At 67.1% G+C, this 26119-nt stretch carries 22 protein-coding genes and 1 tRNA gene; 9 read left to right on the forward strand and 14 right to left on the reverse strand.

Annotation, left to right across the window (positions count from 1 at the left end; genetic code table 11):
• Positions 1 to 34: 34 nt before the first annotated feature.
• Genes D6850_RS00755 through D6850_RS00770 form a run of 4 tightly spaced genes read right to left on the reverse strand, consistent with a single transcriptional unit; the run spans position 35 to position 6718 of the window.
• Positions 35 to 2086 carry a hypothetical protein gene (locus D6850_RS00755; RefSeq protein ID WP_121163057.1) on the reverse strand — a complete coding sequence of 684 codons (2052 nt, stop codon included), beginning with the start codon at positions 2084 to 2086 and terminating at the stop codon, positions 35 to 37.
• Positions 2083 to 4833 carry a DUF4159 domain-containing protein gene (locus D6850_RS00760; RefSeq protein ID WP_121163058.1) on the reverse strand — a complete coding sequence of 917 codons (2751 nt, stop codon included), beginning with the start codon at positions 4831 to 4833 and terminating at the stop codon, positions 2083 to 2085. Before D6850_RS00760 ends, D6850_RS00755 begins: the two co-directional genes overlap by 4 nt.
• Positions 4830 to 5714 (reverse strand): DUF58 domain-containing protein, encoded by an 885-nt coding sequence (locus D6850_RS00765; RefSeq protein WP_121163060.1) that lies wholly within the window; start codon positions 5712 to 5714, stop codon positions 4830 to 4832. The genes D6850_RS00760 and D6850_RS00765 overlap by 4 nt, the downstream gene beginning before the upstream one ends.
• Complete coding sequence (locus D6850_RS00770; RefSeq protein WP_121163061.1) at positions 5711 to 6718, reverse strand: AAA family ATPase; 1008 nt, start codon at positions 6716 to 6718, stop codon at positions 5711 to 5713. Before D6850_RS00770 ends, D6850_RS00765 begins: the two co-directional genes overlap by 4 nt.
• 69 nt (positions 6719 to 6787) lie before the next feature.
• Between D6850_RS00770 and D6850_RS00775 the strand changes: the two genes are divergently transcribed.
• Positions 6788 to 7375: a DUF1285 domain-containing protein gene (locus D6850_RS00775; protein WP_121163063.1), complete on the forward strand. Its 588-nt coding sequence runs from the start codon at positions 6788 to 6790 to the stop codon at positions 7373 to 7375.
• 40 nt (positions 7376 to 7415) lie between these two features.
• Here the strand turns inward: D6850_RS00775 and polA are convergent, their stop codons facing one another.
• Complete coding sequence (gene polA, locus D6850_RS00780; protein ID WP_121163064.1) at positions 7416 to 10208, reverse strand: DNA polymerase I; 2793 nt, start codon at positions 10206 to 10208, stop codon at positions 7416 to 7418.
• A 91-nt stretch (positions 10209 to 10299) separates the two neighbouring features.
• A complete protein-coding gene (locus D6850_RS00785) occupies positions 10300 to 10479 on the reverse strand; it encodes a zinc-finger domain-containing protein (RefSeq protein WP_121163065.1) in 180 nt (59 codons plus the stop codon).
• A gap of 74 nt (positions 10480 to 10553) precedes the next feature.
• On the opposite strand from D6850_RS00785, the gene D6850_RS00790 reads away from it, so the two are divergent.
• Together D6850_RS00790 and D6850_RS00795 are read left to right on the forward strand one after the other, a co-directional pair.
• Complete coding sequence (locus D6850_RS00790; protein WP_121163066.1) at positions 10554 to 11483, forward strand: ABC transporter ATP-binding protein; 930 nt, start codon at positions 10554 to 10556, stop codon at positions 11481 to 11483.
• 160 nt (positions 11484 to 11643) lie between these two features.
• Positions 11644 to 12294, forward strand: coding sequence for a VPLPA-CTERM sorting domain-containing protein (locus tag D6850_RS00795; RefSeq protein ID WP_121163068.1), 651 nt, complete (start codon positions 11644 to 11646; stop codon positions 12292 to 12294).
• Positions 12295 to 12500: 206 nt separating this feature from the next.
• Here D6850_RS00795 and D6850_RS00800 read toward each other — a convergent pair whose 3' ends face one another.
• Positions 12501 to 12884 carry an HIT domain-containing protein gene (locus tag D6850_RS00800; RefSeq protein ID WP_121163069.1) on the reverse strand — a complete coding sequence of 128 codons (384 nt, stop codon included), beginning with the start codon at positions 12882 to 12884 and terminating at the stop codon, positions 12501 to 12503.
• 11 nt (positions 12885 to 12895) lie between these two features.
• Positions 12896 to 14473, reverse strand: coding sequence for a DUF5928 domain-containing protein (locus D6850_RS00805; RefSeq protein ID WP_121163071.1), 1578 nt, complete (start codon positions 14471 to 14473; stop codon positions 12896 to 12898).
• 147 nt (positions 14474 to 14620) lie between these two features.
• On the opposite strand from D6850_RS00805, the gene D6850_RS00810 reads away from it, so the two are divergent.
• Entirely contained in the window at positions 14621 to 15439 is an 819-nt protein-coding gene (locus D6850_RS00810; RefSeq protein WP_121163072.1) for a sulfotransferase family protein, read from the forward strand.
• Positions 15440 to 15521: 82 nt separating this feature from the next.
• On the opposite strand, the gene D6850_RS00815 is transcribed toward D6850_RS00810, so the two are convergent.
• Positions 15522 to 16511 (reverse strand): adenosine kinase, encoded by a 990-nt coding sequence (locus tag D6850_RS00815; protein WP_121163074.1) that lies wholly within the window; start codon positions 16509 to 16511, stop codon positions 15522 to 15524.
• Positions 16508 to 17152 (reverse strand): endonuclease III, encoded by a 645-nt coding sequence (nth, locus tag D6850_RS00820; RefSeq protein ID WP_121163075.1) that lies wholly within the window; start codon positions 17150 to 17152, stop codon positions 16508 to 16510. Before nth ends, D6850_RS00815 begins: the two co-directional genes overlap by 4 nt.
• Positions 17153 to 17251: 99 nt before the next feature.
• Here nth and D6850_RS00825 point away from each other — a divergent pair, with 99 nt between their 5' ends.
• The 5 genes from D6850_RS00825 (at position 17252) to D6850_RS00845 (ending at position 22378) form a co-directional block, all read left to right on the forward strand.
• Positions 17252 to 18094 (forward strand): methylated-DNA--[protein]-cysteine S-methyltransferase, encoded by an 843-nt coding sequence (locus D6850_RS00825; protein ID WP_121163077.1) that lies wholly within the window; start codon positions 17252 to 17254, stop codon positions 18092 to 18094.
• 136 nt (positions 18095 to 18230) lie between these two features.
• Positions 18231 to 18899, forward strand: coding sequence for a YiaD family glycine zipper/OmpA-like lipoprotein (locus D6850_RS00830; protein WP_121163078.1), 669 nt, complete (start codon positions 18231 to 18233; stop codon positions 18897 to 18899).
• Positions 18900 to 19006: 107 nt separating this feature from the next.
• A complete protein-coding gene (gene leuB, locus D6850_RS00835; protein ID WP_121163080.1) occupies positions 19007 to 20113 on the forward strand; it encodes a 3-isopropylmalate dehydrogenase in 1107 nt (368 codons plus the stop codon).
• A 90-nt stretch (positions 20114 to 20203) separates the two neighbouring features.
• On the forward strand, positions 20204 to 22240 hold the full coding sequence (locus tag D6850_RS00840) for a hypothetical protein (RefSeq protein WP_121163081.1): 2037 nt from the start codon (positions 20204 to 20206) through the stop codon (positions 22238 to 22240).
• A gap of 61 nt (positions 22241 to 22301) precedes the next feature.
• A tRNA-Pro gene (locus tag D6850_RS00845) sits at positions 22302 to 22378 on the forward strand.
• A gap of 86 nt (positions 22379 to 22464) precedes the next feature.
• Here the strand turns inward: D6850_RS00845 and D6850_RS00850 are convergent.
• The 4 genes from D6850_RS00850 to dctP all read right to left on the reverse strand — a co-directional run bounded on the left by D6850_RS00850 (position 22465) and on the right by dctP (position 26047).
• The gene (locus tag D6850_RS00850; protein ID WP_245964111.1) at positions 22465 to 23046 is read right to left on the reverse strand and encodes a thermonuclease family protein; all 582 of its coding nucleotides are present in this window, start codon (positions 23044 to 23046) and stop codon (positions 22465 to 22467) included.
• A 215-nt stretch (positions 23047 to 23261) separates the two neighbouring features.
• Entirely contained in the window at positions 23262 to 24548 is a 1287-nt protein-coding gene (locus tag D6850_RS00855; RefSeq protein ID WP_121163083.1) for a TRAP transporter large permease, read from the reverse strand.
• A 1-nt stretch (position 24549) separates the two neighbouring features.
• Positions 24550 to 25068 (reverse strand): TRAP transporter small permease, encoded by a 519-nt coding sequence (locus D6850_RS00860; protein WP_245964060.1) that lies wholly within the window; start codon positions 25066 to 25068, stop codon positions 24550 to 24552.
• Complete coding sequence (gene dctP, locus D6850_RS00865) at positions 25052 to 26047, reverse strand: TRAP transporter substrate-binding protein DctP (protein WP_121163084.1); 996 nt, start codon at positions 26045 to 26047, stop codon at positions 25052 to 25054. Before dctP ends, D6850_RS00860 begins: the two co-directional genes overlap by 17 nt.
• Between the last annotated feature and the right edge of the window lie 72 nt (positions 26048 to 26119).

Here is a 26119-nt window from a genome sequence, read left to right on the forward strand (position 1 = left end):
CGGATGCGAGGACGCCCGCAAGAGCGAAAGAGCGTCAGGTCCGCCGCCCCTCGCGCAGCCAGCCGCCGACCACCAGCCCCGCGACCAGCAGCAGCACCAGCCACGCGGGCAAAAGCGCCGTCTGCGTCACGCTCAGCGTGCGGTAGGCCTCGCGCGGGGTGACGCCGAGCCACGTGCGCCCCGCCGCCGGGCGGCCCTCGCGCACCGTGCGGATCGCGGGCAGCCCATCGGCCAGCGCGCGGACGCCGCCCCCCGTCGCCTTGATCGCATCGGCCAGCAGGTCGCCCGTGGCGATGGTCTGCTCGAACTCGACAGGCGCGGCGGGACCGAGGCCGATCACCGCCGAATGCTCTCCGTTCTCCAGCCGGTAGAGCCCGATCACCGGCCCGTCGTAAAGCGCCTCGAACCGCCCCGGCGACACCTCGGACAGGTCCAGCTCCACCGTGTCGCCCACGGGCGTCGTCACCGTCACCGGCGGAACCGATTCGCCCAGCGTGCGGCGGATGATGCGCATCTCTTGCCCTGTCGCCTCGGCCCAGAGCGCCTCTTCCTCGAGCTCGGGTTCCTTCATCATCCAGTGCGCAAGGCGGCGCAGCATTTCCAGTTGCGGCCCGCCGCCCTCGTAGCCGCGGTTCCAAAGCCACGCATGATCGGAGGCGAGCAGCGACACGCGCCCCTCGCCCACCCGGTCGAGGATCAGCAAGGGCGCGTCTCCCGCCCCGGTCATGACCACGTCGCCGGTGGCCTCGTCCACCTCGACCTGGCGCAGCCAGCGGCCCCATTCGCCGTCATGCATCTCTTCCAGCCCCGCCGTGACCGGGTGGCGATGGCCCAGTTCGCTTATCGTCGGGCGGTAGCCGCGGTCGATCACCCGCGCCGTGGGGCGCGCGGGCACGATCGCCTCGAGCGGTGAGCGGTAGAGGCTGTCGGCGCTGGCGAAATCCGGCCCTGCGGCGATCAGCACCGCGCCGCCCCCTTCGACATAGCTGCGCACGTTGTCGAGGTAGAGCGACGGCAGGATGCCGCGCCGCTTGTAGCGATCGAAGATGATCAGGTCGAAATCGTCGATCTTCTCGAGGAACAGCTCGCGCGTGGGAAACGCGATCAGGCTGAGTTCGCGCACCGGCACGCCATCCTGCTTGTCCGGGGGGCGCAGAATGGTGAAGTGGACGAGATCCACGGAACTGTCGGATTTCAGCAGGTTGCGCCATGTGCGCTCGCCGTTGTGAGGCTCGCCCGAGACCAGCAGCACGCGCAGGCGGTCGCGCACGCCGTTGATCTGCACTAATGCGGAGTTGTTGCGCTCGGTCAGCTCGCCCTCGGCCTCGGGGACGGTGAATTGCAGCACGTTGCGCCCGCCATGCGGCAGCGCGAGCGGCAGATCGATGCTGCGCCCGACCGGCACGTCGAAGCGTTGCGGCGCCTCTCCGTCGACGGAGATGTCGAGCGGCGCGCTGTCCATGCCGGCGGGCACGGCGCCGCTGTCCTCGATGCGCAGGGTAAGGGTGATTTCCTCGCCGAGAATGGCGAAGGCGGGCGCGCCCTCGACGATCAGGCGGCGGTCCCAGTCATCCTCGCGCCCGGTATGCAGCAGGTGCATCGGCGCGGGCAGGTCCGGCGCGCGTTCGATGTCGTGCAGCCGCCCGTCGCTCAGCAGGAAGACCCCGGCGATACGCCCCTGCGGTTCCTCGGCGATGGCCTCGGACAGCGCGGTCATCAGTTGCGTGCCGCTGTTGTCCGGCCCGTCCGGGACGGTCACGCGGCGCACCTCGGTGTTGGCGCGCGCGCCCAACCGCTCGGTCAGCGCGGCGGCGGCCTCCTCGGTCATCGCGGCGCGGTCGCCCAGCTTCTGGCTGGCGCTGGTATCGTCAAGCACCAGCACGATGTCGCTGAGCGGCGCGCGGTCCTCGCGCTGGTAGACCGGACCGGCCAGCGCCAGCAGGATCACCGCCGCGCCGAGCGCGCGCAGCGCCCAGCCCGACAGCCCCCGCCAAAGCGCCAGCGCCACGGCGCAGAGCGTCATGCCCCCGAGCGCCGCGATCAGCCACCAGGGCAGCAGCGGGTCGAAGATCACCGCGCCCGTCATTGGCCCAACCTGTCGAGAAGCGCCGGCACGTGCACCTGGTCGGATTTGTAGTTGCCGGTCAGCACATGCATCACGAGGTTGACGCCGAAGCGGTAGGCCAGTTCGCGCTGCCTCTCCCCCGCGTTGCCCCGCCCGACCGGGAACATCGGGGCGCCGCGCCGGTCCACCGCCCACGCGGCGGCCCAGTCGTTGCCGCCGATCACCACCGGCGTCACCCCGTCGTTGAGGTTGCGGAACGGCATGCCCTCGACCTGCTCGGCGTCCGGCGGCGCGGCCTCGACCCAGACGGGTTGGCCGGCGTAGCGGCCCGGGAAATCCTGCAAGAGATAGAACGCGCGGGTCAGCACGTGGTCCCGCGGTACGGGTTCAAGCGGCGGAATATCCAGCGGCGCGGCAAGCCGTTGCAGCCGCGCGCCGTTGGGCGAGGCCGCGCCGAACCCCGCGACGTCCGCGTCGCGGGTGTCAAAGAGGATCATGCCGCCGGTGCGCAGGTAGCGGTTGAGCTTCACGTAGGCCTCGGCCGAGGGCGTCGGCTGATCCGGGCTGATCGGCCAGTAGAGCAGCGGAAAGAACGCCAACTCATCCGTCTCCAGGTTCACGCCCACCGGCTCGGCCGGTTCCACCGAGGTGCGAAAAAACAGCGTCTGCGTCAGCCCGCGCAGCCCGGCCTTCGCCATGTCGTCAAGCTGCGCGTCGCCGGTGATGACATGCGCCAGCGTCAATTCGTCCGCCAGCGCCTCGGGCGATTCCTGCGCCGCGCCGGGCTGGGGCAGCGTCAGCGCGGCGGCAAGGATCAGCGCCGCGCCCGCGCGGGCGGGCCAGAGCCGCCCCGAAAGCCCCAGAGAGGCGAGCACATCCGCCGCCAGCAGCACCAGCGCCAGCGCCAGCAGCCAGCCGCCAAGCGGGCGCTCGGTCCCGGGGGCGAGGCCGCTTATCCGCGTGCCTGCGGGCCACGCGACGGGCGCGATCGCGTCGTCCGAGCCGATGACGTTGCGCGCGATGCGGCGGTCCTCGTCCTCGTAGACGCCGGGGCGCAGATCCGGCCCGAGGGCGGCGTCGGCAAGGTCCGCGCCCGCGACGCCGGGCAGGGCGCCCGCATCCTCAAGCGCGCCGAAGGCGTCCATGACCTGCACCGGGCTCCAGGTGGTCCCGGCAAGGTCCTCCGCGCCGGGCAACCCCGCACCCGATGAAATCGCCAGGCGTTCGAGCATCTGCACGAAAAGACCCGAGAGCGGCAGCGTCGACCACTCCGCATTGGCGGTGACGTGGAACAGCACGACCTGCCCGGCTCCGATGCGCTTGCGAGTGACCAGCGGCGTGCCGTCCTCGAGCTGCGCAATCACCCGCTGGGCGAGGTCCGGATCGGGCTGGGCCATGACCTGCGCGCTGACCTTCACGTCGTCCGGGATGGGAAGGCCGTGAAACGGGCTGTCCTCGGGGAAGGGGGCCAGCGCCTTGGGCGAACCCCAGCTCATCGCGCCGCCCACCGTGCGGCCGCCCGCGCGCAGCCGCACCGGCATGAGCGGGGCCTCCTCGGCGCGCGACACGTCGCTCGCGGCAAGGCGCGGTCCGGCAAAACGCAAGAGCGCGCCGCCGCCCTCGACCCAGTCAAGCAGCGCGGCCTGTTCCGCCCCGGCGAGCGTGGCGACATCGGCCAGCACGATCACGTCCGGCGCGGCGGGCAGGACGTCCATCAACGCCCCGTCCAGCAGGTCGGCGGAAGGGGCGAGCGCACGGTTCAGGTAGTGCAGCGGCGACAGCAGCTCCAGCCCCTCGCGGTCTTCGCGCCCGGCGATCAGCGCCACCTCGCGCCGCTTGAGCCCGTCACCCGTCAGGCTCACCGCGCCCGCGTGGTCCTGCCCGGCGATTTCGAACCGGGTGAGGCGCGCGCGCAGTTCGGCGGGCAGGGTCAGCGCGCCGGCGGCGGTCGTCTCGCCGGCTGTGAAAGACAGCGGCAGTTGCGCAAGCACCCGCGGCGCGCCAGACGGATCGCGCCCGTGGGCGAGGATGGTGACGTCGCGCGCCAGCGCCGCGTCGGTGCGCAGCGCGGTAAGCGCGAGCGCCCCGTCCTCGAGCATTGCGGGCGCAAGCGCGAGGATCGGTTTGGCGCTTTCGATGATCGTGACCGGCCCGTGCGTCTCCAGCGCGTCCAGCAGCGCGCCGCGCCCCTCGCGGGCAAGCCCGTCCGACAGCCAGCGCGTCTCGAACGGCGCGTCGCCCAGCATTCCGGCCGCGTCCTGCATCGTCTGCGGCGAGGGTTCCCAGGCGGCAGGCGCAAGGCCGGGCAGGCGGCCGCGCCACGTAGCAGCCGAGCGGAACACCGGCGTCTCGGGGTCGCTCAGCCGCAGCACCGCGACGGCGCGCGACTCGCGTCCCGCCTCGGCCAGCATCGCGTCGAGGAACTCGCGCTGCGCCGGCCAGTCGCGCGCGCTGGCCCAGCTGGCGTCCATGACCACCAGCAGCGGGTCGGCGTTGCGCGCGCCCGCGTCCCGTTCGGGATTCAGCACCGGCCCGGCGAACCCGATGATCACCGCCGCCACCGCCAGCATCCTGAGCAGCAGCAGCCACCACGGCGTGCGGTCGGTGACGCTGTCCTCGTCCCGCAAGCCCAAGAGCAGCGCCACGCCGGGGAAGCGGCGGCGCACCGGCGCGGGCGGCACGGCGCGCAGCAGCAGCCACAGGATCGGCAGCGCGGCGAGCGCGACCAGAAGCCACGGCGCGGCGAAACCGATGGGGCCGATCATCATCGCGCGCGCCCTCCGCCCTCGATCGCGCCGAAAAGCCACAGGAGCGCGGATTGCGCGCTCTCGGAGGTGTGGTGGCAGCCATAGCGCCAGCCGGTCGCGTCACAAAGCGCGGCCAGCTCCGCCTTGCGCCGCGCGAGCCGATCAAGATAGCGATCCCGCAGGTCGGCGGCCTTCAGCGTCTCATGCGCGAGCGTGCCGCCGATCGACTCGAAAATCGCCCGCCCGCGATAGGGAAACGCCTCTTCAGCGGGGTCGAGCACCTGGTAGAGCACACCCTGCACGCCGCGGTCCGCCGCCTTGGTCAGCGCGGCGCGCACCGGTTCGGGATCGCCGAGGAAATCCGACACGAAGAGCGCGCGCGAATGCGGCAACATGCCCCGCGTCTCGGGGGCGCCGTAATCCTCTGCCGCCGCATCGCCGAGGGATCGGGCCAGCCGCAGGATCTGCGCCTCGCCCCGGCGGGGCGGCAGCGCGGCGCCGGTGAGGCCGACGCGCTCGCCCCCGCGCAGCAGCAGCACCGACGCGGCCAGCGCCAGCAGGGCGGCGCGGTCGGCCTTCTCGGGCAGGTCGGGCGCGCTGGCAAAGCGCATGGAGGCCGCTGAATCGACCCAGAGCATGACGCTCTGCGCGATCTGCCATTCGCGTTCGCGCACGAATTGCGCATCGCTGCGCGCCGAGCGGCGCCAGTCGATCATCCGGCGCTGGTCGCCCTCCTGAAGGGGGCGGTATTGCCAGAAATCGTCGCCCAGCCCCGCCCGCCGACGCCCGTGTTCGCCAAGGATCACCGACCCCGCCAGCCGTTCCGCGCGCGCCAGCAGCGGCGGAAAGCGGGCGGCCTCGGACTCGGCCCGGGCGCGCAGGGAGGCGGGGGCGGCGCTCACGCGGCGGCCCGCGTCCGGTCGAGCGTTTCGATCGTCTCTTGGATGAGCGCGCCAAGGCTGTCGCCTCGCGCCCGCGCCGCGAAGTTGAGCGCCATGCGGTGAATCAGCACCGGTTCGGCCAGGGCGGCCACATCCTCGGCGTTGGGCGCGAGCCGGCCCTCGATGAGCGCGCGGGCGCGCACGGTCAGCATCAGCGCCTGCGCGGCGCGCGGCCCCGGCCCCCAGGCGACGGTTTCGCGGACCCGCTCGGACGCGCTGGCGTCCTCGGGGCGGAAGGCGCGCACGAGGTCGAGGATCAGTTCCATCACCGCGTCGCCCACCGGCATCCGTCGCAACAGATGCTGCGCCGCGATCAACTCGTCCGGGGCGAATACGGCGTGCGCTTCTTCCTCGGCGGCGCCGGTCGTGGCCAGCAGGATCGCGCGTTCGGTGTCGCGGTCGGGGTAGGGCACGTCGATCTGCACGAGGAACCGGTCAAGCTGCGCCTCGGGCAGCGGATATGTGCCCTCCTGCTCGATCGGGTTCTGCGTGGCGAGCACGTGAAACGGCGGCTCAAGCGCGCGATCCGCCCCGGCGACGCTGACCTGGCGTTCCTGCATCGCCTGCAAGAGCGCGGATTGCGTGCGCGGACTGGCGCGGTTGATCTCGTCCGCCATCAGAAGCTGGCAGAAGACCGGCCCCGGAATAAACTTGAACGCGCGGGAGCCGTCCGCGCCGGTTTCCAAGACCTCGGAGCCGAGAATGTCGGCGGGCATCAGGTCGGGGGTGAACTGGATGCGGTTGGCGGCCAGTCCCATCACCGTGCCGAGCGTCTCGACCAGACGCGTCTTGCCCAGCCCCGGCAGCCCGACAAGCAGCCCGTGCCCGCCGCAGAGCAACGCCGAAAGGGCGAGGTCGACGACCCGCTCCTGCCCGATGAATCGGCGGGTGATCGAGGTCCGCGCGGTCGCGAGCCTGTCCTTCAGCGCCTCGATCTCGGCCACCAGGTCGGCGGGTTCGGTCATGACATATCTCCTGCGCGGTCTATGATTACGCTGACGAGTGTATAGACCAGATGCGAAATGGCAAAAGCAATGAGCGACGATCCGATCACGACCCCGTCAGCAACCCGCCTCGAGGACGCCGCCCGCACGGCGGGCGATGACCGCCGCCTGCCGCCGGTGCATATGTGGGATCCGCCTCTGTCGGGCGAGATGGACATGCGCATCGCGCGCGACGGGACATGGTATCACGAGGGCGCGCCGATCAATCGCCCCGCGCTGGTGCGTCTGTTCTCCACGATCCTGCGACGCGATGCGGAAAAGGACGCCGGCCGTTACGTGCTGGTCACGCCAGTCGAGAAATGGGCGATCACGGTCGAGGACGCGCCATTCGTCGCCGTGGATTTCGAGGCGCGCGGCGCGGGCGAGGACCAGGTGCTGACCTTCACGACGAATGTGGGCGACAGCGTGACCGCCGGCCCCGACGCCCCGCTGCGCGTCACCCGCGACGGCGCGGAGCCCGCGCCCTACGTCCTCGTGCGCGGCGACCTCGAGGCGCTGATCGACCGCAAGAGCTTTTACCGGCTGGTGGAGCTTGGCGCGCATCGCGACGGGTGGTTCGGCATCTGGACGGGCGGCGCGTTCTTTGAGGTGATCCCGTCCGATGAAATGCGGGCGTAGCGCCTGGTTCGCGGTCCGCCTGCGGCGGGCCGCCCTTCGGTCAATGCGCCTCGGCCCAGTTCGCGCCATGGCCCGCGTCGACGATCAGCGGCACGCCGAGCCGCACCGCCGGAGCGGCGGCGCCCTGCATCACGTCGCGCGCGGCGGCGATGACGTCCTCGACCGCGCCATCCTCGACCTCGAACAGAAGCTCGTCATGGACCTGAAGCAGCATCTTGCAGGGCAGACCCTCGATGGCCGCGGGCATCCGGATCATCGCGCGGCGGATCACGTCGGCGGCGGTGCCCTGAATGGGTGCGTTTATCGCGGCGCGGCGGGCGAAGCCGGCGCGCGGCCCCTTGGCGGAGATTTCCGGCGTGTGGATGCGGCGCCCGAACAGCGTCTTCACATGGCCGTGCTCCTTGGCGAAGGCGATGGTGTCGTCCATGTAGGCGCGGATGCCGGGGAAACGTTCGAAGTAGCGATCGATAAACCCCTGCGCCTCGGCGCGCGGAATGCGCAGGTTTCGCGCCAGGCCAAAGCCCGAGATGCCGTAGATCACGCCGAAATTGATCGCCTTGGCCTGGCGGCGGATTTCCGGCGTCATCTGGTCCAGCGGAACGCCGAACATCTCGGAGGCCGTCATCGCGTGGATGTCTAGCCCGTCGCGGAACGCCTGCTTGAGCGCGTCGATATCCGCCACATGGGCAAGGATGCGCAGCTCGATCTGCGAATAGTCGAGGCTGACGAGCGTGCGGCCCTTCGGCGCGACAAAGGCGGTGCGGATGCGCCGGCCCTCCTCGGTGCGCACGGGGATGTTCTGGAGGTTCGGATCGGTCGAGGCGAGCCGCCCGGTATTGGCCCCGGTCTGCACGTAGGAGGTATGCACGCGCCCGGTTTCCGGGTCGATATGGTCCTGAAGCGCATCCGTATATGTCGATTTCAGCTTGCTCAACTGGCGCCAGTCGAGGATCCGGGCGGGCAGATCATGTTCCGTCGCGAGATCCTCGAGCACGTCGGCGCCGGTGGCGTAGGCGCCGGTCTTGCCGCGCTTGCCGCCCACGAGGCCCATCTCGTCGAACAGGATCTCTCCCAGTTGCTTGGGCGAGCCGACGTTGAACTTGCGCCCCGCGAGGGCGTGGATTTCCTCTTCCAGCGCGGCCATCTTCTGGGCGAAGGCGCTCGACATGCGGCTAAGGACCTCGCGGTCGACCTCGATTCCGTGCCGCTCCATCCGGGCCAGTACCGGCACGAGGGGGCGTTCGAGGGTTTCATAGACCGCCGTGACCTTCTCGCGGTGCAACTGCGGCTTGAACAGGCGCCACAGACGCAGGGTGATGTCGGCGTCCTCTGCGGCGTACGCCACGGCGTCGTCCACCGGAACGCGATCGAAGGTGATCGCCGACTTGCCGCTGCCCAGCAGCGTCTTGATCGGGATCGGCGTGTGGCCGAGATAGCGTTCGCTGAGCGCGTCCATGCCATGATTGTGCAGCCCCGCGTGCAGCGCGTAGGACATCAGCATCGTGTCGTCGATGGGCGACATGCTGACGCCGTGGCGCGCCAGGATCTTCATGTCGTATTTCATGTTCTGCCCGATCTTGAGGATCGCCGGATCCTCGAGCACCGGCGCGAGCGCGTCGAGCGCGTCCTGAAGCGGCAACTGCCCCCCGGCCAGCCTGTCCGAACCAAAGAGATCATCCGCGTCGCCGCTGCGATGGCCAAGCGGGATATAGCAGGCATGGCCCGGCTCGACCGCGAGGCTGATGCCGACAAGTTCGGCCTGCATCTCGTTGAGCGAGGTCGTCTCGGTGTCGATGGCGACATGCCCGTGCGCCTTGACGAGGTCGATCCAGACCGCGAGCGCGGCCATGTCGGTGATCTTCTCGTGGCTGGCGGCGTCGATGGCGGGCCAGTCGGGGGCGGCCTCCCCGGGCGCTTGCGGAGCCGCGTCGGGGATGACCGGCGGCTCGACCTCCATCGCGGCGGCGATGCGCTTGGAGAGCGTGCGGAACTCCATCTCGGATAGGAACCCGAGCAGCGTGTCGGGATCGGGGTCGCGCACCTCCAGGTCGTCGAGCGTGAAGTCGAGCGGCGTCGCGCAGTCGAGCTGCACGAGCTGGCGCGACAGGCGGATCTGGTCGGCCTTCTCGATCAGGGTCTGGCGCCGCTTGGGCTGCTTGATCTCGCCGGCGCGCTCCAGCAGCGTGTCGAGATCGCCGTATTCGTTGATGAGCAGCGCCGCCGTCTTGACCCCGATCCCCGGCGCGCCCGGCACGTTGTCGACCGAATCGCCCGCCAGCGCCTGCACGTCGACCACCCGGTCGGGGCCGACGCCGAATTTCTCCTCTACGCCCTCCGCGTCGATCCGGCGGTTCTTCATCGCATCCAGCATCTCGACCCCGCCGCCGACAAGCTGCATCAGGTCCTTGTCCGAACTGATGATCGTCACCCGTCCGCCGGCGTCGCGCGCCTGCATCGACAGCGTGGCGATGATGTCGTCGGCCTCGTAGCCCTCGATCTCCTTGCAGGCGATGTTGAACGCCTCGGTCGCGCGGCGGGTGAGCGGGATCTGCGGGCGCAGATCCTCGGGCATCGCCTCGCGGTTGGCCTTGTATTCGGGGTAGAGATCGTTGCGGAAGGTGTGGCTGCCCTTGTCGAAGATCACCGCGACATGCGTGACGTCGCCGCCGGCGTTGTCGTCGACATAACGTTGCAGCATGTTGCAGAACCCGCTGACCGCGCCGATCGGCAACCCGTCGGATTTGCGCGTCAGCGGCGGCAGCGCGTGATAGGCGCGAAAGATGAAGGCGGACCCGTCGATCAGGTGCAGGTGGCAGCCTTTTCCGAATGACATGGCCCGGGCCTCCTGACGCGCGCCCCCGCGCTTTTTCCTGGTGTAGATACCCAAAATCCCGCGGCTTGCGGCCGGGCGCGGCGCCGATGGATCAGACCTTGCCCTCGAAGTCGCGGTGGATGATCCTGCAGTCGCAATAGGGACACTCGACCCAGCCCTGCTCGGCCGGGATTTGCAGCCAGACGCGCGGATGCCCCAACGCGCCCTCGCTGCCGTCGCAGGCGACGCGATACTGGTCGACGATCCGGATCTCGGGGGCCTCGGTCACCATCGGGGCGTTTCCTTTTGCGGTCATATCTCTTAGGTGCATTTATGGGCGATCCAATCGGCAGGGGCAAGGGCACCATGAGCGCGAACGCAATCGAAATCCGCAACCTTCGCAAGACCTATCGCGGGCGGCGCGGCGAGCCGGCGAAGGAGGCGCTGAAGGGCGTGGATCTCAACATTCCGGCGGGCTCGGTGTTCGGGTTGCTCGGTCCCAACGGCGCGGGCAAATCGACGCTGATCAACATCCTCGCCGGCCTCGTCATCAAGACGGCGGGCAAGGTCGATATCTGGGGCTTCGACCAGGACGTGAACCCGCGCCAGAGCCGGGCGGCGATCGGCGTCATGCCCCAGGAGCTGAACCTCGACCCGTTCTTCACGCCGCGCGAGGCGCTCGAGGTGCAGGCCGGTCTTTACGGCGTGCCGAAATCGCAGCGCCGCAGCGACGAGATCCTCGCACTCGTCGGGCTCGAGGACAAGGCGGAGGCCTATGCCCGCACGCTCTCGGGCGGGATGCGTCGGCGGCTGCTGCTGGCCAAGGCGCTGGTGCATCATCCGCAAGTGCTCGTGCTGGACGAACCGACGGCGGGCGTCGATATCGAGCTGCGCCAGATGCTCTGGGAGAACGTGCGCCGGCTCAACGCCGAGGGCATGACCATCATCCTGACCACCCATTACCTCGAGGAGGCCGAACAGATGTGCGACGAGATCGCGATCATCGACCACGGCGCGCTGGTGGCCCGCGACAGCACCGCCAACCTGCTCGCCCGGCTGGATACGCGCACGATGATCATCTCGCCCGAAGAGCCGGTCGCGGCCCCGCCCGCCGCCGAGGGGATCGAGGTGACGGCGCGCCCGGACGGCGCGCTCGCGATGACCTACCACGCGGGGCGCACCAGCGCCGAGGCGGTGCTTGCCGCGGTGCGCGACGCGGGCATCCGCATCCGTGACGTACGCACGGAACAGGCCGATCTCCAGGACGTTTTCCTTGACCTGACCCGCAGCCGGTAAACGCCGAAGGCCGCGCCGGGCCGGGGCAGGCCCCGCACGCCGTCGCATGGTTCACGATCGACAGGGCCCCATTGCGAAGCCTCTGCGCCGCAAGGCGCGGAAAAGTTATCGAATCGGGATAATTCGTGGTAAATTTTCGGTCTACGAAAGGGAATTTACCATGAAATATTTAAAAAGCATTACTTGTGCGTCGCTTCTTCTGGGCGGGATGCTCGGCACGGCGTCCTCGGCTGCAATCGTCGGCGGCGACGTCACCCACGGGTCGGGATCGTTCAGCATACTCGATCCCACATCCACCTTCTCGGTCGGGGAAGACAAGTTCGATGACGCCAATCTCTATGCCTTCAACGAGGATCAGAACATCATCATTCCGTCGGCCATCTCGGTCGATATCGGGACAGGGCCTGATAAGGGCGACGTGGTGGCAAGCCACTACGTGTTCTTCGATCCCGCCGCATTGACCAGCCAGAAGGGCTATGTGGATTTCGATGCCGACATTTTCGGAATCGCCACCTCCACGGCCAACCTCGACGCCAGCGACTTTCTTCTGAACAACAACGTCACCTACCTGAACCCGTCATTGCGCGGCCTCGAGGCCGGCGATTCGGTTGCGATCGACACCAGCAATTCGAAACGGCTGCTCATTGACTGGACCGCCTCGTCGCCGGGCGATTACGTCCGGGTCTTCACCAAGCAGTCGTCTTCGGGTCCGCCGCCGTCAAGCCCGGTGCCGCTGCCCGCCGGCGCTCCGCTGATCCTCACGGCCCTGGGCGCGCTGGCGCTGCTGCGACGCCGTCGCAAGGAGGGCTGACGCCCGGCCGATCCACGCCGCTGCCATGCGGGTGACTGAAGCCTGCGGTGTTTGACGGGGTCCAGGTGAATCCGGTTGACCCCCGCGCGAGGCATCAGCGCCCGCATGCGCCACGCCTTTATCAAGTGCCCGGGATCAAAAGGCGTGACGCTTCGCGAAGACGGCCTCGCCCTGCGATATGGCCGCCGCGGATGGATGGGGCGCGTTCAGTCGGCCTTCTCCACCATCCGCCCCATGTCCCGCCCGCCGAGGACATGCACATGCAGGTGCGGCACCTCCTGCACGCCATCCGCGCCCGCGTTCGAGATCATGCGGAACCCGGCCCGCCCTTCCTGCGGCATGACCCCCTTGATCCGGCAGACCTCTGCGATGGTGCGGTTGAAATCGACGATCTCGGCGTCCGATGCCTCTGCCGCGAAATGATCGAAGCTCACGTAGGCCCCCTTCGGAATCACCAGGGTATGCACCGGCGCCTGCGGCGCGATGTCGTCGAAGGCGAGGCTGTGCTCGGTTTCGAGCACGGTCTGGTTCGGGATTTCGCCGCGCAGGATCTTGGCGAAAATGTTCTGATCGTCGTAACGGTATGTCATGTCGTCCCTCTTCAGTCGGCGAACAAATGCTCGGTTCTCGCGATGTCCCGGGCCTGTTCGTGGTCGATGTCCAGAAACCGCGCGATGGGCGCGGCGTTTTCCTCGGGCGGGCGGGATTCGCTGATGATGTAGTGATGTTCGAACTCCGCGTCGCGGATCCCGTCGCTTTCATACACCATGTCGCCGCGGATCGTGGGCAGCAGCCGCTCGAACGTCTCCGCGCTGGTCTGCTCCCCGGCAAGGCCGACGCGCATGGCGTGGCCGATCAGGTAGTCGTCGGTAAAGACGCACTGGATTTCCAGCATCCGCGTCGTCGACCGATCGCTCGCGAAATCCTGCAACAGATCGAGCGCGCTGGGGTCCATGCAGACGATCAACTGGTCCGTCCCGTAGTAATCGAACAGCATCCGCATCAGCGCCCGGCGGTGGCGCGTGCGTTTCTCCAGCGTGGACTGGATGCCGCCGAGATCGGGCAGATCGGTATCCTCTTCGTTGAACAGGTATTCGATCGCCGGGGTGTTGGTGATCTTGCGCACCTGCTCCAGCAGGCGCTTGGCGACGTGCCATTTCTTGCAGATCACGATCATCAGTTCGCGGTGCCGCCCCAGCGTGCTCTCGGTTTCCCAGAACCGGCTGCCAAAGCGCTGTCCGATCCGGCCCCGTCCGGTCAGGAACTTGAACAGGCTGCGCCCCTCGTTGGAGATCTTGAACGTCGCGTCGTCGTCGGAATAGAGCGCGCCGAGCCGCGCCTTCAACTCGGTCGCCTCGGGGCTGATCTTGCGGGCAAAGAGGAAATCCTGCCCCAGAAGCAAATCATAATGATCGTTGTAGAAGGTCTGCGGCATTCCGTAATCGGTGAACATCAGGAAGGTGAGCGTGCGCGTGCGGATCTCGGCATCCGGCACGACATGGCGCACCAGCGTCTGAAAGAACGTCTCGTCCGGGATCCAGGTCGTGCGGAAGAACCGCATCACGTCGCGCCGCTTGCGCGTGAATTCGAGGATCCACTCCACCGTGCGGCGGCGCAGGCACCACCACTGGCTGCCGATCATGATCTGGATGTCATTGGGAATCGCGCGGCTCAATCCCAGCTTCCGCTGCAACGCGAAGGACGCGTCGAACAACCACTTGCGCTTGCGTTCGTTGAAGTAGTGGCGGTAGATCAGCCGCTCTTCCTTCATGCCGGTCTTGATCCAGTCGCTTTCGAAATAATCGAAACTCTCGATGTAATCGACGTCCTCGGCGTCAAGGAACTCGTGCGCGTAGCGCGCCGACTTGATCGCGGCGCAATCGCCCGACAGCATGTAGAAATGCGTGGCGCGCGGAAAATCCTTTGCCGCCGCCTCGACCGCCAGCAGCGTCGCCTGCACGAGACTCCATTCCCCCCAGCCGCATTTCACGCGCTTGCGCGCGAAGGTGACGTTGGGATTGTCGGCCAGCGCGCCGCGGATACGGCGGTAATGTTCGGGTCTCGCGCGCCCGTCGAAATGGATCGCGATATAGTCGCCTGCCTTGGTCAGCATCTCGGCCTGTCCGATGATCGCATCGGGGTCCTTGTGGCACAGCAGGATGTAGGCGATTTTTGCCATACGGGAAACAGACTGGCCCTTGTTGCAGCGACTGTTTACAGTGATAGTCCTGAAGTTGCTGTGAATAAACAGGCTTTCGCCCGTTTTTTTATCAGGCTAATTACCAAGAGACCCTGAACAGGGCAATTTGAGGCATGGAGGGCAGTCATGGGGTTTCCCGGGACATGGATGACCGAGAGCGAAAGCGTCGTGTACCGCGTGGTGCCGAAATGCGCCTGCTCGACCATCGGTCAGATCATGTATTACTCCGACCACGGGGAATTCTTCGACGGCGATATCCACGATGCGACGCACGGCCTGCACAAATGGGCGCTCGACGACAGCCAGCCGTTGATCACCGCCAACGTGACCGGGCACAAGTCCTACGCCTTCACCTGCGTGCGCAATCCCTATACCCGCATCCTCAGTTCGTTCTTCGACAAGATCTGCGGCATCCAGCGCAACGGCAAGCGCTACCGGGGCAAGCTGGTGCCGCTGTTGGTGCAGAAATACGGGATCGAGGTCGGCGGCGAGGACGGCAAGCAGGCGTTCGACCAGATCGCCAGCTTCCGCCGCTTCCTTCTGTTCGCGCGCGACACCATCCGCTGGCGCCGCCCGATGGAGCCGGACATCCACTGGTCCGCGCAGGCCGGCCACGTGAGCACCTATATCGTCAACGGCGGAACCTATGACCGCATCTTCTGGACCGAGGCGTTCAACGACGGGATGCAGGACGTGCTCGACGCGATCGAAACGCCCCACGCCGTCGACCTGAAGGCGATCCCGCGCTTCAACGAATCCGAGGGCCACGGTCCGAAACGCGCCCACCCGGTCGAGGATTACTTCGACGATCTGTCGATGCATCTCGTCTATGAAATCTACAAGCAGGATTTCGAACTGTTCAAATACGACCCGGCGGATCCGTCTAGCAAGATGCCCATCGGCGAGATCGACCTGGACGAGGTGCACGCCAAACTCGGCGAGTGACGCGCGCCGGGCGGAACGCCGCCCGACCCCGTCGCGCCCTATCGACGCGAGGACGGCCCGCAAGGGCCGGAGGAGCGGCGCGTCAGACCAACCCCTCGGCCGCGAGCAGCGCCTTCACGTCCCGCTCGGGGCGCGCGCCGTAATGGCCGATCACCTCGGCGGCGGCGATGCAGCCCATGCGCCCAGCCGCCTCGAGGGGCGCGCCCGTCGCGAGGCCATAGAGGAACCCGGCGGCGAACTGGTCGCCCGCGCCAGTGCTGTCCACCGGCGTCACCGCGCGCACCGGCACGCTCACCGTCTGGTCGCCGCGCACGATCGCCACGTCATGCCCCGACCGGGTGCAGACGATCAGCCCGCTTTCCGCCGCCGCCTGTTCCAGCGCCGCGCCCAGATCGTCGGTCTGGTAGAGCGCGCGCCACTCGTGCTCGTTGCCCAGCACGTAGTCGAGCTCGCCCACCAGCGCGCGGAAATCTTCGCGGTGCCGGTCCACGCAGAATGGATCGCTGAGCGTGATGCCCGCCATCCCGCCGCCCTCGCGACAGGCGCGCGCGGCCCGCGTGAACGCCGCCTTGCCCTTGGGCTTGTCATAGAGATACCCCTCGAGCAGCAGCAGCCCCGCGCCGCCCGCCGCCGCCTCGGGCACGTCCTCGGGGCCGAGCTCGGTCGAGATGCCGAGATAGGTGTTCATCGACCGCTCCCCGTCCGGGGTGACGAAGATCATCGATTTCGACGTCGGCAGTTCGCCCCCCGCCACCGGCGCGTTGACGAAATCAACGCCGACCTCGGCCATGCCGCCGGCGTAGAACCGGCCCGGCTCGTCGTCGCGGACCCGCCCGATGAACCCGGTCGAAAGCCCCAGCGCCCCCAGACCCGCGATGGTGTTGGCGACCGACCCGCCCGCCATCTGGCGGCGGTTCTCCATCGCGCTGTAGAGCAGTTCGCCGCGCTCTTCCTCGATCAGCTGCATCACCCCCTTCTCGATCCCCATGCGGGAAAGGAAGGCGTCGTCGCATTGCGTGATCACGTCGACGACGGCGTTGCCGATCCCGACGGCCTGGTAGGTCTTGGTCATAGGTTCTTGTCCTCGTAGGGGCAGAGATCGCGGATCAGGCAGGTCTTGCACAGCGGCTTGCGCGCCTTGCAGGTGTAGCGGCCATGCAGGATCAGCCAGTGATGCGCGTGGTTCTGGAAATCGGCCGGGATGTGGTCCTCGATCGCGCGCTCCACCGCGATCACGTCCTTGCCCGGGCAGATGCCGGTGCGGTTGCCGACGCGAAAGATGTGGGTGTCCACCGCCTGCGCGGGCATTCCCCACCACATGTTGAGCACCACGTTCGCCGTCTTTCGCCCGACGCCGGGCAGCGATTGCAGCGCCGCGCGTGAATTGGGCACCTCGCCGCCGTAGTCGTCGACGAGGATCCGGCTCAGCTTCATCACGTTCTTCGCCTTCTGGCGATAGAGGCCGATGGTCTTGATATGATCGGTCAGCCCCTCGATCCCGAGGTCGAGCATCTTCTGCGGCGTGTCGGCCACGGCGAACAATCCCCGCGTCGCCTTGTTCACGCCCGCATCCGTCGCCTGCGCGCTAAGCGCAACCGCAACCACCAGCGTGTAGGCGTTGACATGCTCGAGCTCGCCTTTCGGCTCGGGCTCCGCATCGCGGAACCGCTCGAATATGGCGCGGATCGCGTGGTAGTCGAGTTGCTTGCTCATGCCATCCCTATGCCCGCTTGGCGGGCAATGCGCAACATTCGGGTCGCCGTGCGCGCGCCGGGCGCCTAGATTGGAAGGCAGGCAAGGAGGATCACCGCGATGAACGTGCAGACCGACCAAGGCTATCACTACCACGTCATGCGCCGCGCGATCGAGCTGATCGACGCGAACGGCGCCGACATGACGCTGGATCGGCTGGCGCGCGCGATGAACATGAGCCCGGCGCATTTCCAGCGGCTGTTCTCGGCCTGGGCGGGCGTGTCGCCCAAGCGGTTTCAGCAATATCTCACCCTCGGCCACGCCAAGGCGCTGCTGGCCGAGCGGTTCACCACGCTCGCGGCCGCCGATGGCGCGGGCCTGTCGGGCGCGGGGCGGCTCCACGACCTCTTCCTGCGCTGGGAGGCGATGAGCCCGGGAGAGTTCGCGCGCAAGGGCGAGGGTCTTTCGATCCGCTGGGGCTGGTTCGACAGCCCCTTCGGCCCCAGCCTCGTGATGGGCACGGAACGGGGCATCTGCGGCATCGGTTTCGCGTCCGAGGCGGGGGAGGGCGCGACGATGGCGGATCTGCGCGCCCGCTGGCCCAGGGCCGAGTTTCGCGAGGACGCGGACATGCTGCGCCCCTGGGCGCTGGCGGCCTTTGGTGCGGACGCGGGCAACCCGGCGCCGCTCTACCTCATCGGCGCGCCGTTCCAGATCAAGGTCTGGGAGGCGCTGATGCAGATCCCCTCGGGCCATGTCACCACCTATTCCGAGATCGCCGAGGCGATCGGCCGCCCCCGCGCCGTGCGCGCCGTGGGCACCGCGGTGGGGCGCAACCCGATCAGCCTGCTCATCCCCTGCCACCGCGCGCTGCGCAAGTCCGGCGGGCTTGGCGGCTATCACTGGGGGCTGCCGGTCAAGCGCTCGATCCTCGCTTGGGAAAGCGCGCGGGCGGACGCCTGATCGCGCGGCGGGCATTCACGGCAATGTGCGCGAAATGCTGCCGATTTCACGTTGCATGGCGTCTTGGGCAATGGCGGAAAGACGCCTATACTCGCGCCCAACCCGACGAAACGGGCGTAACCTGAAGAGGCCTTTCATGATCCGAGCGAACAAACCCATTCTCGCGCTGACCGCGTCGGCGCTGCTGACCGTCACCGCCTGCACCAGCCCCGCGCATCTCGACGGCACGACCAATCCCAACGCCAAGGCGCAGCAGGGCGCGCTGCTCGGCGGGGTGATCGGCGCGATCACCGGCGCCGCGGCCAGCGACAAGAAGGGCAAGGGCGCCGTGATCGGCGGGGCCATCGGCGCGCTGGGCGGGGCCGCCATCGGCAACGCGCTGGACAAGCAGGAGGCCGAGCTGCGCCGCGACATCGAGAACGATCGCGTGAAGGTGACCAACACCGGCGACCGGCTGATCGTGACGCTGCCGCAGGACATCCTCTTCGCCGTGGACAGCGCGCGGGTGAACAACAGCCTGCGGGGCGATCTGCTCACTGTCGCGGACAGCCTGCGCTCCTATCCCGACACCACGGTGCAGGTCGTGGGCCACACCGACAGCACCGGCGCGGCGGCCTATAACCAGGGCCTGTCCGAGCGTCGCGCCAACGCGGTGGCCGACGTGCTGATGGACGGCGGCGTCGGCTTCGGGCGCATCCAGACCTTCGGCCGCGGCGAGGACCAGCCGGTCGCGTCGAACCTCACCGACGAAGGCCGCGCGCAGAACCGTCGGGTGGAGATCGTGATCCTGCCCAACCCGCGCTGATCCGCGCGCCCCGCGGGCCGGGCGTCGACCCGGCCCGCGGCGTTTCTTGACCATCGGGCGCCTTCGCGCTACCCGGTTCGGGACAGACATTCCCGAGGACATTCCACATGAGCACCCCTTCGCTTCTCATCCTGCCCGGTGACGGCATCGGCCCCGAAGTCATGGCCGAGGTCCGCAAGATCGTCGACTGGTTCGGAAAGAAGCGCGACCTGGCCTTCGATGTCTCCGAAGACCTCGTCGGCGGGGCGGCCTATGACGCGCATGGCGCGCCGCTTTCCGACGCCACGATGGCCCGCGCGCAGGAGGCGGACGCGGTGCTGCTGGGCGCCGTGGGCGGGCCGAAATACGACGACCTCGATTTCAGCGTGAAGCCCGAGCGCGGGCTGCTGCGGTTGCGCAAGGAAATGGACCTCTTCGCCAACCTGCGCCCGGCGCAGTGTTTCGACGCGCTGGCGGATTTCTCGTCGCTGAAGCGCGACGTCGTCGCCGGGCTCGACATCATGATCGTGCGCGAACTGACCAGCGGAATCTATTTCGGCGAACCGCGCGGCATCGTGCAGGAAGGCAACGAACGGGTCGGCGTCAACACCCAGCGTTACACCGAGTCCGAGATCGACCGCGTCGCGCGCGCCGCGTTCGAGCTTGCCCGCCGGCGCGGCAACAAGGTCTGCTCGATGGAGAAGGCCAACGTCATGGAGTCGGGCATCCTCTGGCGCGAGGTCGTGACCAAGGTCCACGCCGAGAGCTACCCTGACGTGGAGCTCAGCCACATGTATGCCGACGCGGGCGCGATGCAGCTCTGCCGCGCGCCCAAGCAGTTCGATGTGATCGTGACCGACAACCTTTTCGGCGACATCCTGTCCGATTGCGCCGCGATGCTGACCGGCAGCCTCGGGATGCTGCCCTCGGCCAGCCTCGGCGCGCCGATGGCGAATGGCCGGCCCAAGGCGCTATATGAACCCGTCCACGGCTCCGCCCCCGACATCGCCGGGCAGGGCAAGGCCAACCCGATCGCCTGCATCCTCAGCTTCGCGATGGCGCTGCGCTACAGCTTCGACAAGGGGGAAGAGGCCGACCGGCTCGAGCGCGCGGTCGAGGCGGTGCTCGCCCAGGGCGCGCGCACGCCCGACCTGATGGGCCCCGAAGGCGGCGCGCCGATCTCGACGACCGAGATGGGCGACGCGGTGCTGGACGCGCTCGACGCGAGCCTCTGAACCGACCTGCGGCGACGGCTTGCCCTTGACGGACCCCGCACGCAATTGCTCTGATGCGCGGAACAGTTGGTTTTTTCCCGGGGTGGCGTCATGCGTGCTTTGTCTTATGTTTTCGGCTGCCTGATCGGTATCGGCAGCCTGTCCGTTCCTCTTGCCGCACAGCAGGCCAGCGTCGCCGACGCGATCGTCGCCGAGACCGAGGATTTCCAGCTCTTCTGCTTCAGCAACCAGCGTTGCCCGGCCAGCGACGTTGCCGCACCGCAACGCGCCGCCGCGCAGCGCGGGCTGGAGGAACTGCAGAAGGCGCGCGCCTGGCTCGAGGGGATGGGCTTTGACGTGGAAAACGCGGACATGGATCCGGGAACCGACGGCAAGAAGGCGCTGCGGCTGCAATTCGACACCGCCATCCACGAGCGGCGCTGCACCGGCATGGCGGCCGCCTGCCGCACGCTCAGCGTGCTCAACGAGAGCCGGGTGATCCTTCCTGTCGAGGACGTCGACCAGCTTGCCGATGGGGGCACGCTGGTCCACGAATACGTGCACACGCTTCAGCCCTCGCGCGACGACGAGGGCGTGCACTGGTTAAACGAGATGGTGGCGACCGCCATCGGCTCGGTCTGGGTGCGCAAGCGGACCGGGCGCAGCGCGGTTTATGAGCCGAAATACTCGATGGTCCTCGACCGCGAATTCTGGGATGGGCAGGACGATCCGGGCTACGGCAAGTGGGATTACGCGATCTCATTGGGTCAGGAGATCGGCAGCCAGGACGGCGTGGCCTATCTCGCGCAGGACAGGATCATCAACGCGGCCGCTGACGCCGCCCTGCGCAGCGGCAACGGCATGACGCTTCTCTACGATGACGCGCTGATGGGCGGGGCGACCTTCGACACGTTCTTCCCCCGCTATGTCGCGCGCTTCAACAACGTCGAAAAAGACATCGCCCAACAGGACCGCACCGGCAAGTATTTCTACTACGGCGACATCGCCAGGCACGCGGTCGAGGTGACCTCGACCACCTTCACCCACGAGGACCGCTTCGCGGGCAAGGCGATCGCCTTCGCGGCGCATCCGATGCTGCTCCCGCTCAAGGTGACGCCGACCCCGGACACTCCTCCATCCGAGAACATCCTGCTGGCGACGGTCGAGGTGACCGAAGCCGACGATCCGGACAGCCTGACGCTCATCCGCGAACACCGGCTGGCCAAGGAGAAGCTGCGCGATTCCTTCCTGCTCGACGGCAACGATCCGCCCGATGAGCTGGGCTTCTTCCGCGTCGCGCACACGCCCGCCCCTGACAGCACGGCGGAGAACGGCTTTGTCCTGAAGGTGCAGACCCGCCCGGTGAGCATTGAGCCGCCGACCTGCTTCCAGGCGGGCAAGCCCTCCGAAATGACGGTCACCGGGCTGCCCGAAGCGGCCGCCGACAACTGGCGCTTCAAGGTCGACAATGGCCGCGCCGAGGGCCGCACGATCACCCCCGCCAGCCCCGGCGAGATCGCCGTTCAGGTCGAGATCGACAGCTCCATCACGCGGCGCGAGACGGGGATTGCGCCCAAGGATCCCGTGAAGACGCGGGTGGAGCTGGGAACCTTCGACGTCGCCGCCGACGATTGCATGGTGCGCCTGACGATGGGGCCGGCGGTCATGACCTATGTCGCCGACGGCAGCTATACCGAGTTCAGGAGCCCCGGCGGCGAGGCGATGTATATCAGCGAATCCAACCTCGCCATGTGGCAGGGGGGCGGGTGGATGAACGTGCCGGCGCAGGCCAAGGCGATGATCCTGGGCAGCATGAAGCAGAACAACGCCGCGCTGCGCATGGAATTCCCCGGCGCCCATGACGACGAGGGCGATTTCATGTCGCAGATGCCGAAGATCTTCGCGAAGCGTTTCGGCTGGACGAATCTCCGCAACGCCCACGCGCTGGACGGCGGAACGCCCGTGCGCAAAAGCGCGGCCTGCCCGGATGGCGGCAGCGGATGCAGTTCGATCGTGTTCTCGATGGAGGGCAACCCGGTGCCGGTCACCTTCGATGCGCAGAAACGCCCGAAGGTGGTCACTTTCGACGGGCAGGACATCGTCTTTGACTACGGCACGTGGACCGTGCGCCGCCCGCCGGGCTGGTGACGGTTTTCCTTGCGGAACAGCTTGCATCCGGAACCGATAGCCAGTAATTCCGCCCCACGGTCGGGCAGTAGCGCAGCCTGGTAGCGCACCTGCTTCGGGAGCAGGGGGTCGGAGGTTCGAATCCTCTCTGCCCGACCAGTTTCGGAGATGGCGGCAAGACGTATCGTGAGAAACCTGACTCGCAGCACTTCGCGAGGCGCTCGACTGACTATCAAGTTGTGCAGTTAGTCTCTGTCATCGCCAGCGACGCGTTTAGCTTCGAAGTGTTCCCAAACATGCATACGGCCTTTCTGACGCGCGTCTGCTAACCATAGTTTCTTGCGCGCGTCCGGCAGTTCCAACGGTCGATACTTCCCACCCGAGAACTTTGACCAGTCGATGGCCAATCCGAGTTTCACCATTTCAGCCGAAAGGTCTCGGCCATCTTGCAGGTGGCATCTTGCCACGGCGCGACCATAAGCATCTTGTTCGGTCACTTCCGCCTGCACTGTCTGCCCCTTGCAAAGCGAAACCAGAGCCCACTTGGCCTTCTTTCCGTAGGGATGATTCAATTCCGGCGCATCGACGCCAAATAAGCGTATCTGCGTCTTGCGGATGACCAAAGTGTCGCCATCTATCACGTAAGCAGAGCCTCTCAGGATGGGATTGGCTGCCTGCGGTTTCGCGGTCTTGACGTCGAATGGCTTTAGATGCGCGTCAGTGCTCTTGTAAGGTGCCGTTCGGTTTCGTCGAGCGTTTTTCCGGACTTTTCTTCTGGTGCGCAGCGCGAGGATCAAGACACCGCTCAACAGGAGGATAATGAACACGCTTTCCAAGTTACGGAACCTCTAACGATTAACAATTAAAATGCACGCGTAAGCAGCAATGAGTGGGTTCGCCTTTCGCGTGCGAGGATCAAACTGGTTTGGCGGGAAAATAATGTCCAGCTAAAAGGTGAGAAGTCGCAATGCTCTTACCAAAGCGTGTTCCGTCCTCCCGCGCCTCGGGCCGCGCGCGGCGATCCCGCCGCGCGACGGCGCTGCTACATCAGCCCCAGCGCGCGCGGGATCGCCAGCGACAGGTCTTCCCAGAAGGTCGTGACCAGCATCACCGGGAACGCCACGAAGGTCATCAGTCCGATTGCCGGCATCACCGCCTGCATGATTGGCGCGCGGGTGATCCGGCAGGACAGGAACAGCGTCGGCGCCACCGGCGGGCTGTTGGCCCCGATCACGACCGAACAGCCGACGATGGCCGCGAAATGCACCGGGTTGACGCCGTTGGCCACCATCAGCGGCATGAACAGTGGCGCGATCACCACCGTCACGGATACGTCATCCATCAGCATGCCCGCGATGATCAGCACGAGGTTGACCATCAGCAGCGCGATGATGGGGTTGTGCACGACCGCCTGGATCGCCTCGGTCATGTCTTGGGGCACCCGCTCGAACGCGAGGATGCGCGAGATCATGAACGAAAAGAGCAGGATCAGGATGATCGTGCCGGTCGTCTCGGCGGCCTCGATGATGCTTCCGGCAAGGCTCTTCCAGGTGAATTCGCGGTAGATCAGCCCGCCGACGATCAGCGCCGCGACGGCCGCGACGGCGGCGGATTCGGTGGGGGTGAAGATGCCGCCATAGATGCCGCCCAGGATGATCACCGGCAGCGTCAGGGCGGGCAGGGCGCGCAGCGTCACCTTGCCGAAACTCTCGCGCGGGCCTTCTTCGGCGACCTCGACCTCCTCGAAGGCGCGCCCGACCAGGAAGCGGTTGTAGAGAATCAGCCCCAGGATCAGCACGATGGCCGGGCCGATGGTGGCCGCGAAACAGGCGGCGACGGATTGCCGCGTGACCACGGCGAACAGGATCATCGTGATCGACGGCGGGATCAGGATGCCCAGCAGGGACGAGATGCCCAGCAACGCCGCGACCCGCCCGCGCGGATAGCCGCGCGCGACCAGCGGTTCGGTCATGATCGACCCGATCGAGGCGATGGCCGCCGTCGCCGTGCCCGCGATCGCGCCGAAGATGCTGGACGACAGAACCATCGCGCTGCCCATCCCGCCCTTGCCCGTGGCCAGCCGCGACACGAACGCGATGATGCGCCGCGCAATCCCGCCCGACTGCATCAGGTATCCGGTCAGGATGAACAGCGGCAGCGCCACCAGCACCAGCGAGTTGAGCGACCGGAAGCCCTGCAACATCAGCGTGTTGAGATTGGCGTCGAAAACGAACGCGAGATAGGCCAGCACACCGGCGAAGGACCAGGCGACAGGCAGACCGATCGCCATCAATAGGATCAGCAGCGGAAGGGCGACAAGTGCATCCATGTCAGGAACGTCTCAGCTTGCGGATCGCGGTGATGAAATCGCGCAATCCGTAGAGGAAGCAGGCGACCGCCGCGATCCCGATGGACAGTTGCGGCACCCAAAGCGGGATTCGGTAGGCCGGCGTCAGTTGCGGCCGTTTCAGCCCCCAGGAAAACATCCAGTAGGCCCAGACGATGAAGAAGATCGTGATGATGATCGTCAGCGTGGCGATCAGCAGCTCGTGCGCGGCCTTGCGGCGCGGGTTGGTGATGGTCCCGGCCAGCCAGTCCACCGTCAGATGCGAGCGCGTGCGCGAGGCGATCATCGCCCCGATCATGTAAAGCGCGACGGCGGCCAGCATGATCAGTTCGTGCAGGCCCACCACCGACAGCCCGAGCACATAGCGCGCCACCACCAGGAAGAACATCAACCCGGTGACCGCCAGCGACGCAATCACCGCCAGCGCGTCGAGCAAACGCGCGAGAGCCCCGCCGATACGTGCGACGGGGCTCTTGTCGGTTTCGTCAGAGCTCGCTGGCATTGGCCCGGATCGTGTCCATGATGTCCTTGCCGACCCGGCCTTCCATCATCGGCCAGACCTGTTCGCGAACATGCTTGGCCATCGCGTTGAGCTGCTCTTCGGAGGGTTCGACATAGGTCATGCCGGCTTCCTTGGCCTTGTCGACGTAATACTGGTTACGCTCCTTGGCCTGCTCGAACGCTTCGTTCATGATGGTCATCGCCGCGTCGTGGACGACCTTCTGCTGGTCTTCGCTCAGCCCTTCCCAGGACCCCTGGTTCATGGTGATCACGCCGGTCACGAACTGCTGCTTCGTCTGGTTGTAATAATCCAGCACGTCGCGGAAATATTCGTAGTCCCAGTAGATGATGTTGGCGCCGTCGCCATCGACGGTGCCGTTCTGAATCGCCGAGAACACCTCGGACCAGTCGATCGTCGCGGTCTGGTAGCCAAGCGCCTGCACGGATTCAGCCATCGGGAACATGGCGGGCACGCGGATCTTGAGATCCTTGGCCTCTTCCGGCGTCATCGCGTATTTGCCGCTCGAGGCGATGCCGTTGAAGCCCTCGGGCCAGGGGCCGAAGAACTTGATCCCGAGATCGGCCCAGATGCCGCCCAGCATCTCGTTGACCCAGCCGCCGGGCTTGTAGGCGTCGAACGCCTCTTCCCAGCTCATGACCATGTAGGGCGTGAACAGCACGCCCAGGCGTTCGTCATAGGCGGTGATCGGCCAGTTGATCATCATGTCCACGTCGCCGGCGACCAGCAGGTCCAGCACTTCGGCCTGGCTGCCCAGCTCGTTCTGGTAGAAGACGTCGACCTGCACCTCGCCGTCGGTGCCCTCTTCGATCAGGTCCGCCCAGCGGTCCATCGCATCGCCCGAGGGCGAGCCCTTGGCGCCCGAATCCGTCGCCAGCTTGAGCGTCGTCTGCGCCAGCGCCGGGGTTGCGGTCATCAGCGCCAGCGCGGCGCCGGCGACCAGGATTTTCTTCATGAACATCAGCGTTATCCCCCTTCTGTGAAATGCCCTGCGCGGCAGGCCCGCGCGGCACCGCGATTAACTGGGCATAGA

Source organism: Roseovarius spongiae (genome assembly GCF_003651245.1).
GTDB classification, from domain to species: domain Bacteria; phylum Pseudomonadota; class Alphaproteobacteria; order Rhodobacterales; family Rhodobacteraceae; genus Roseovarius; species Roseovarius spongiae.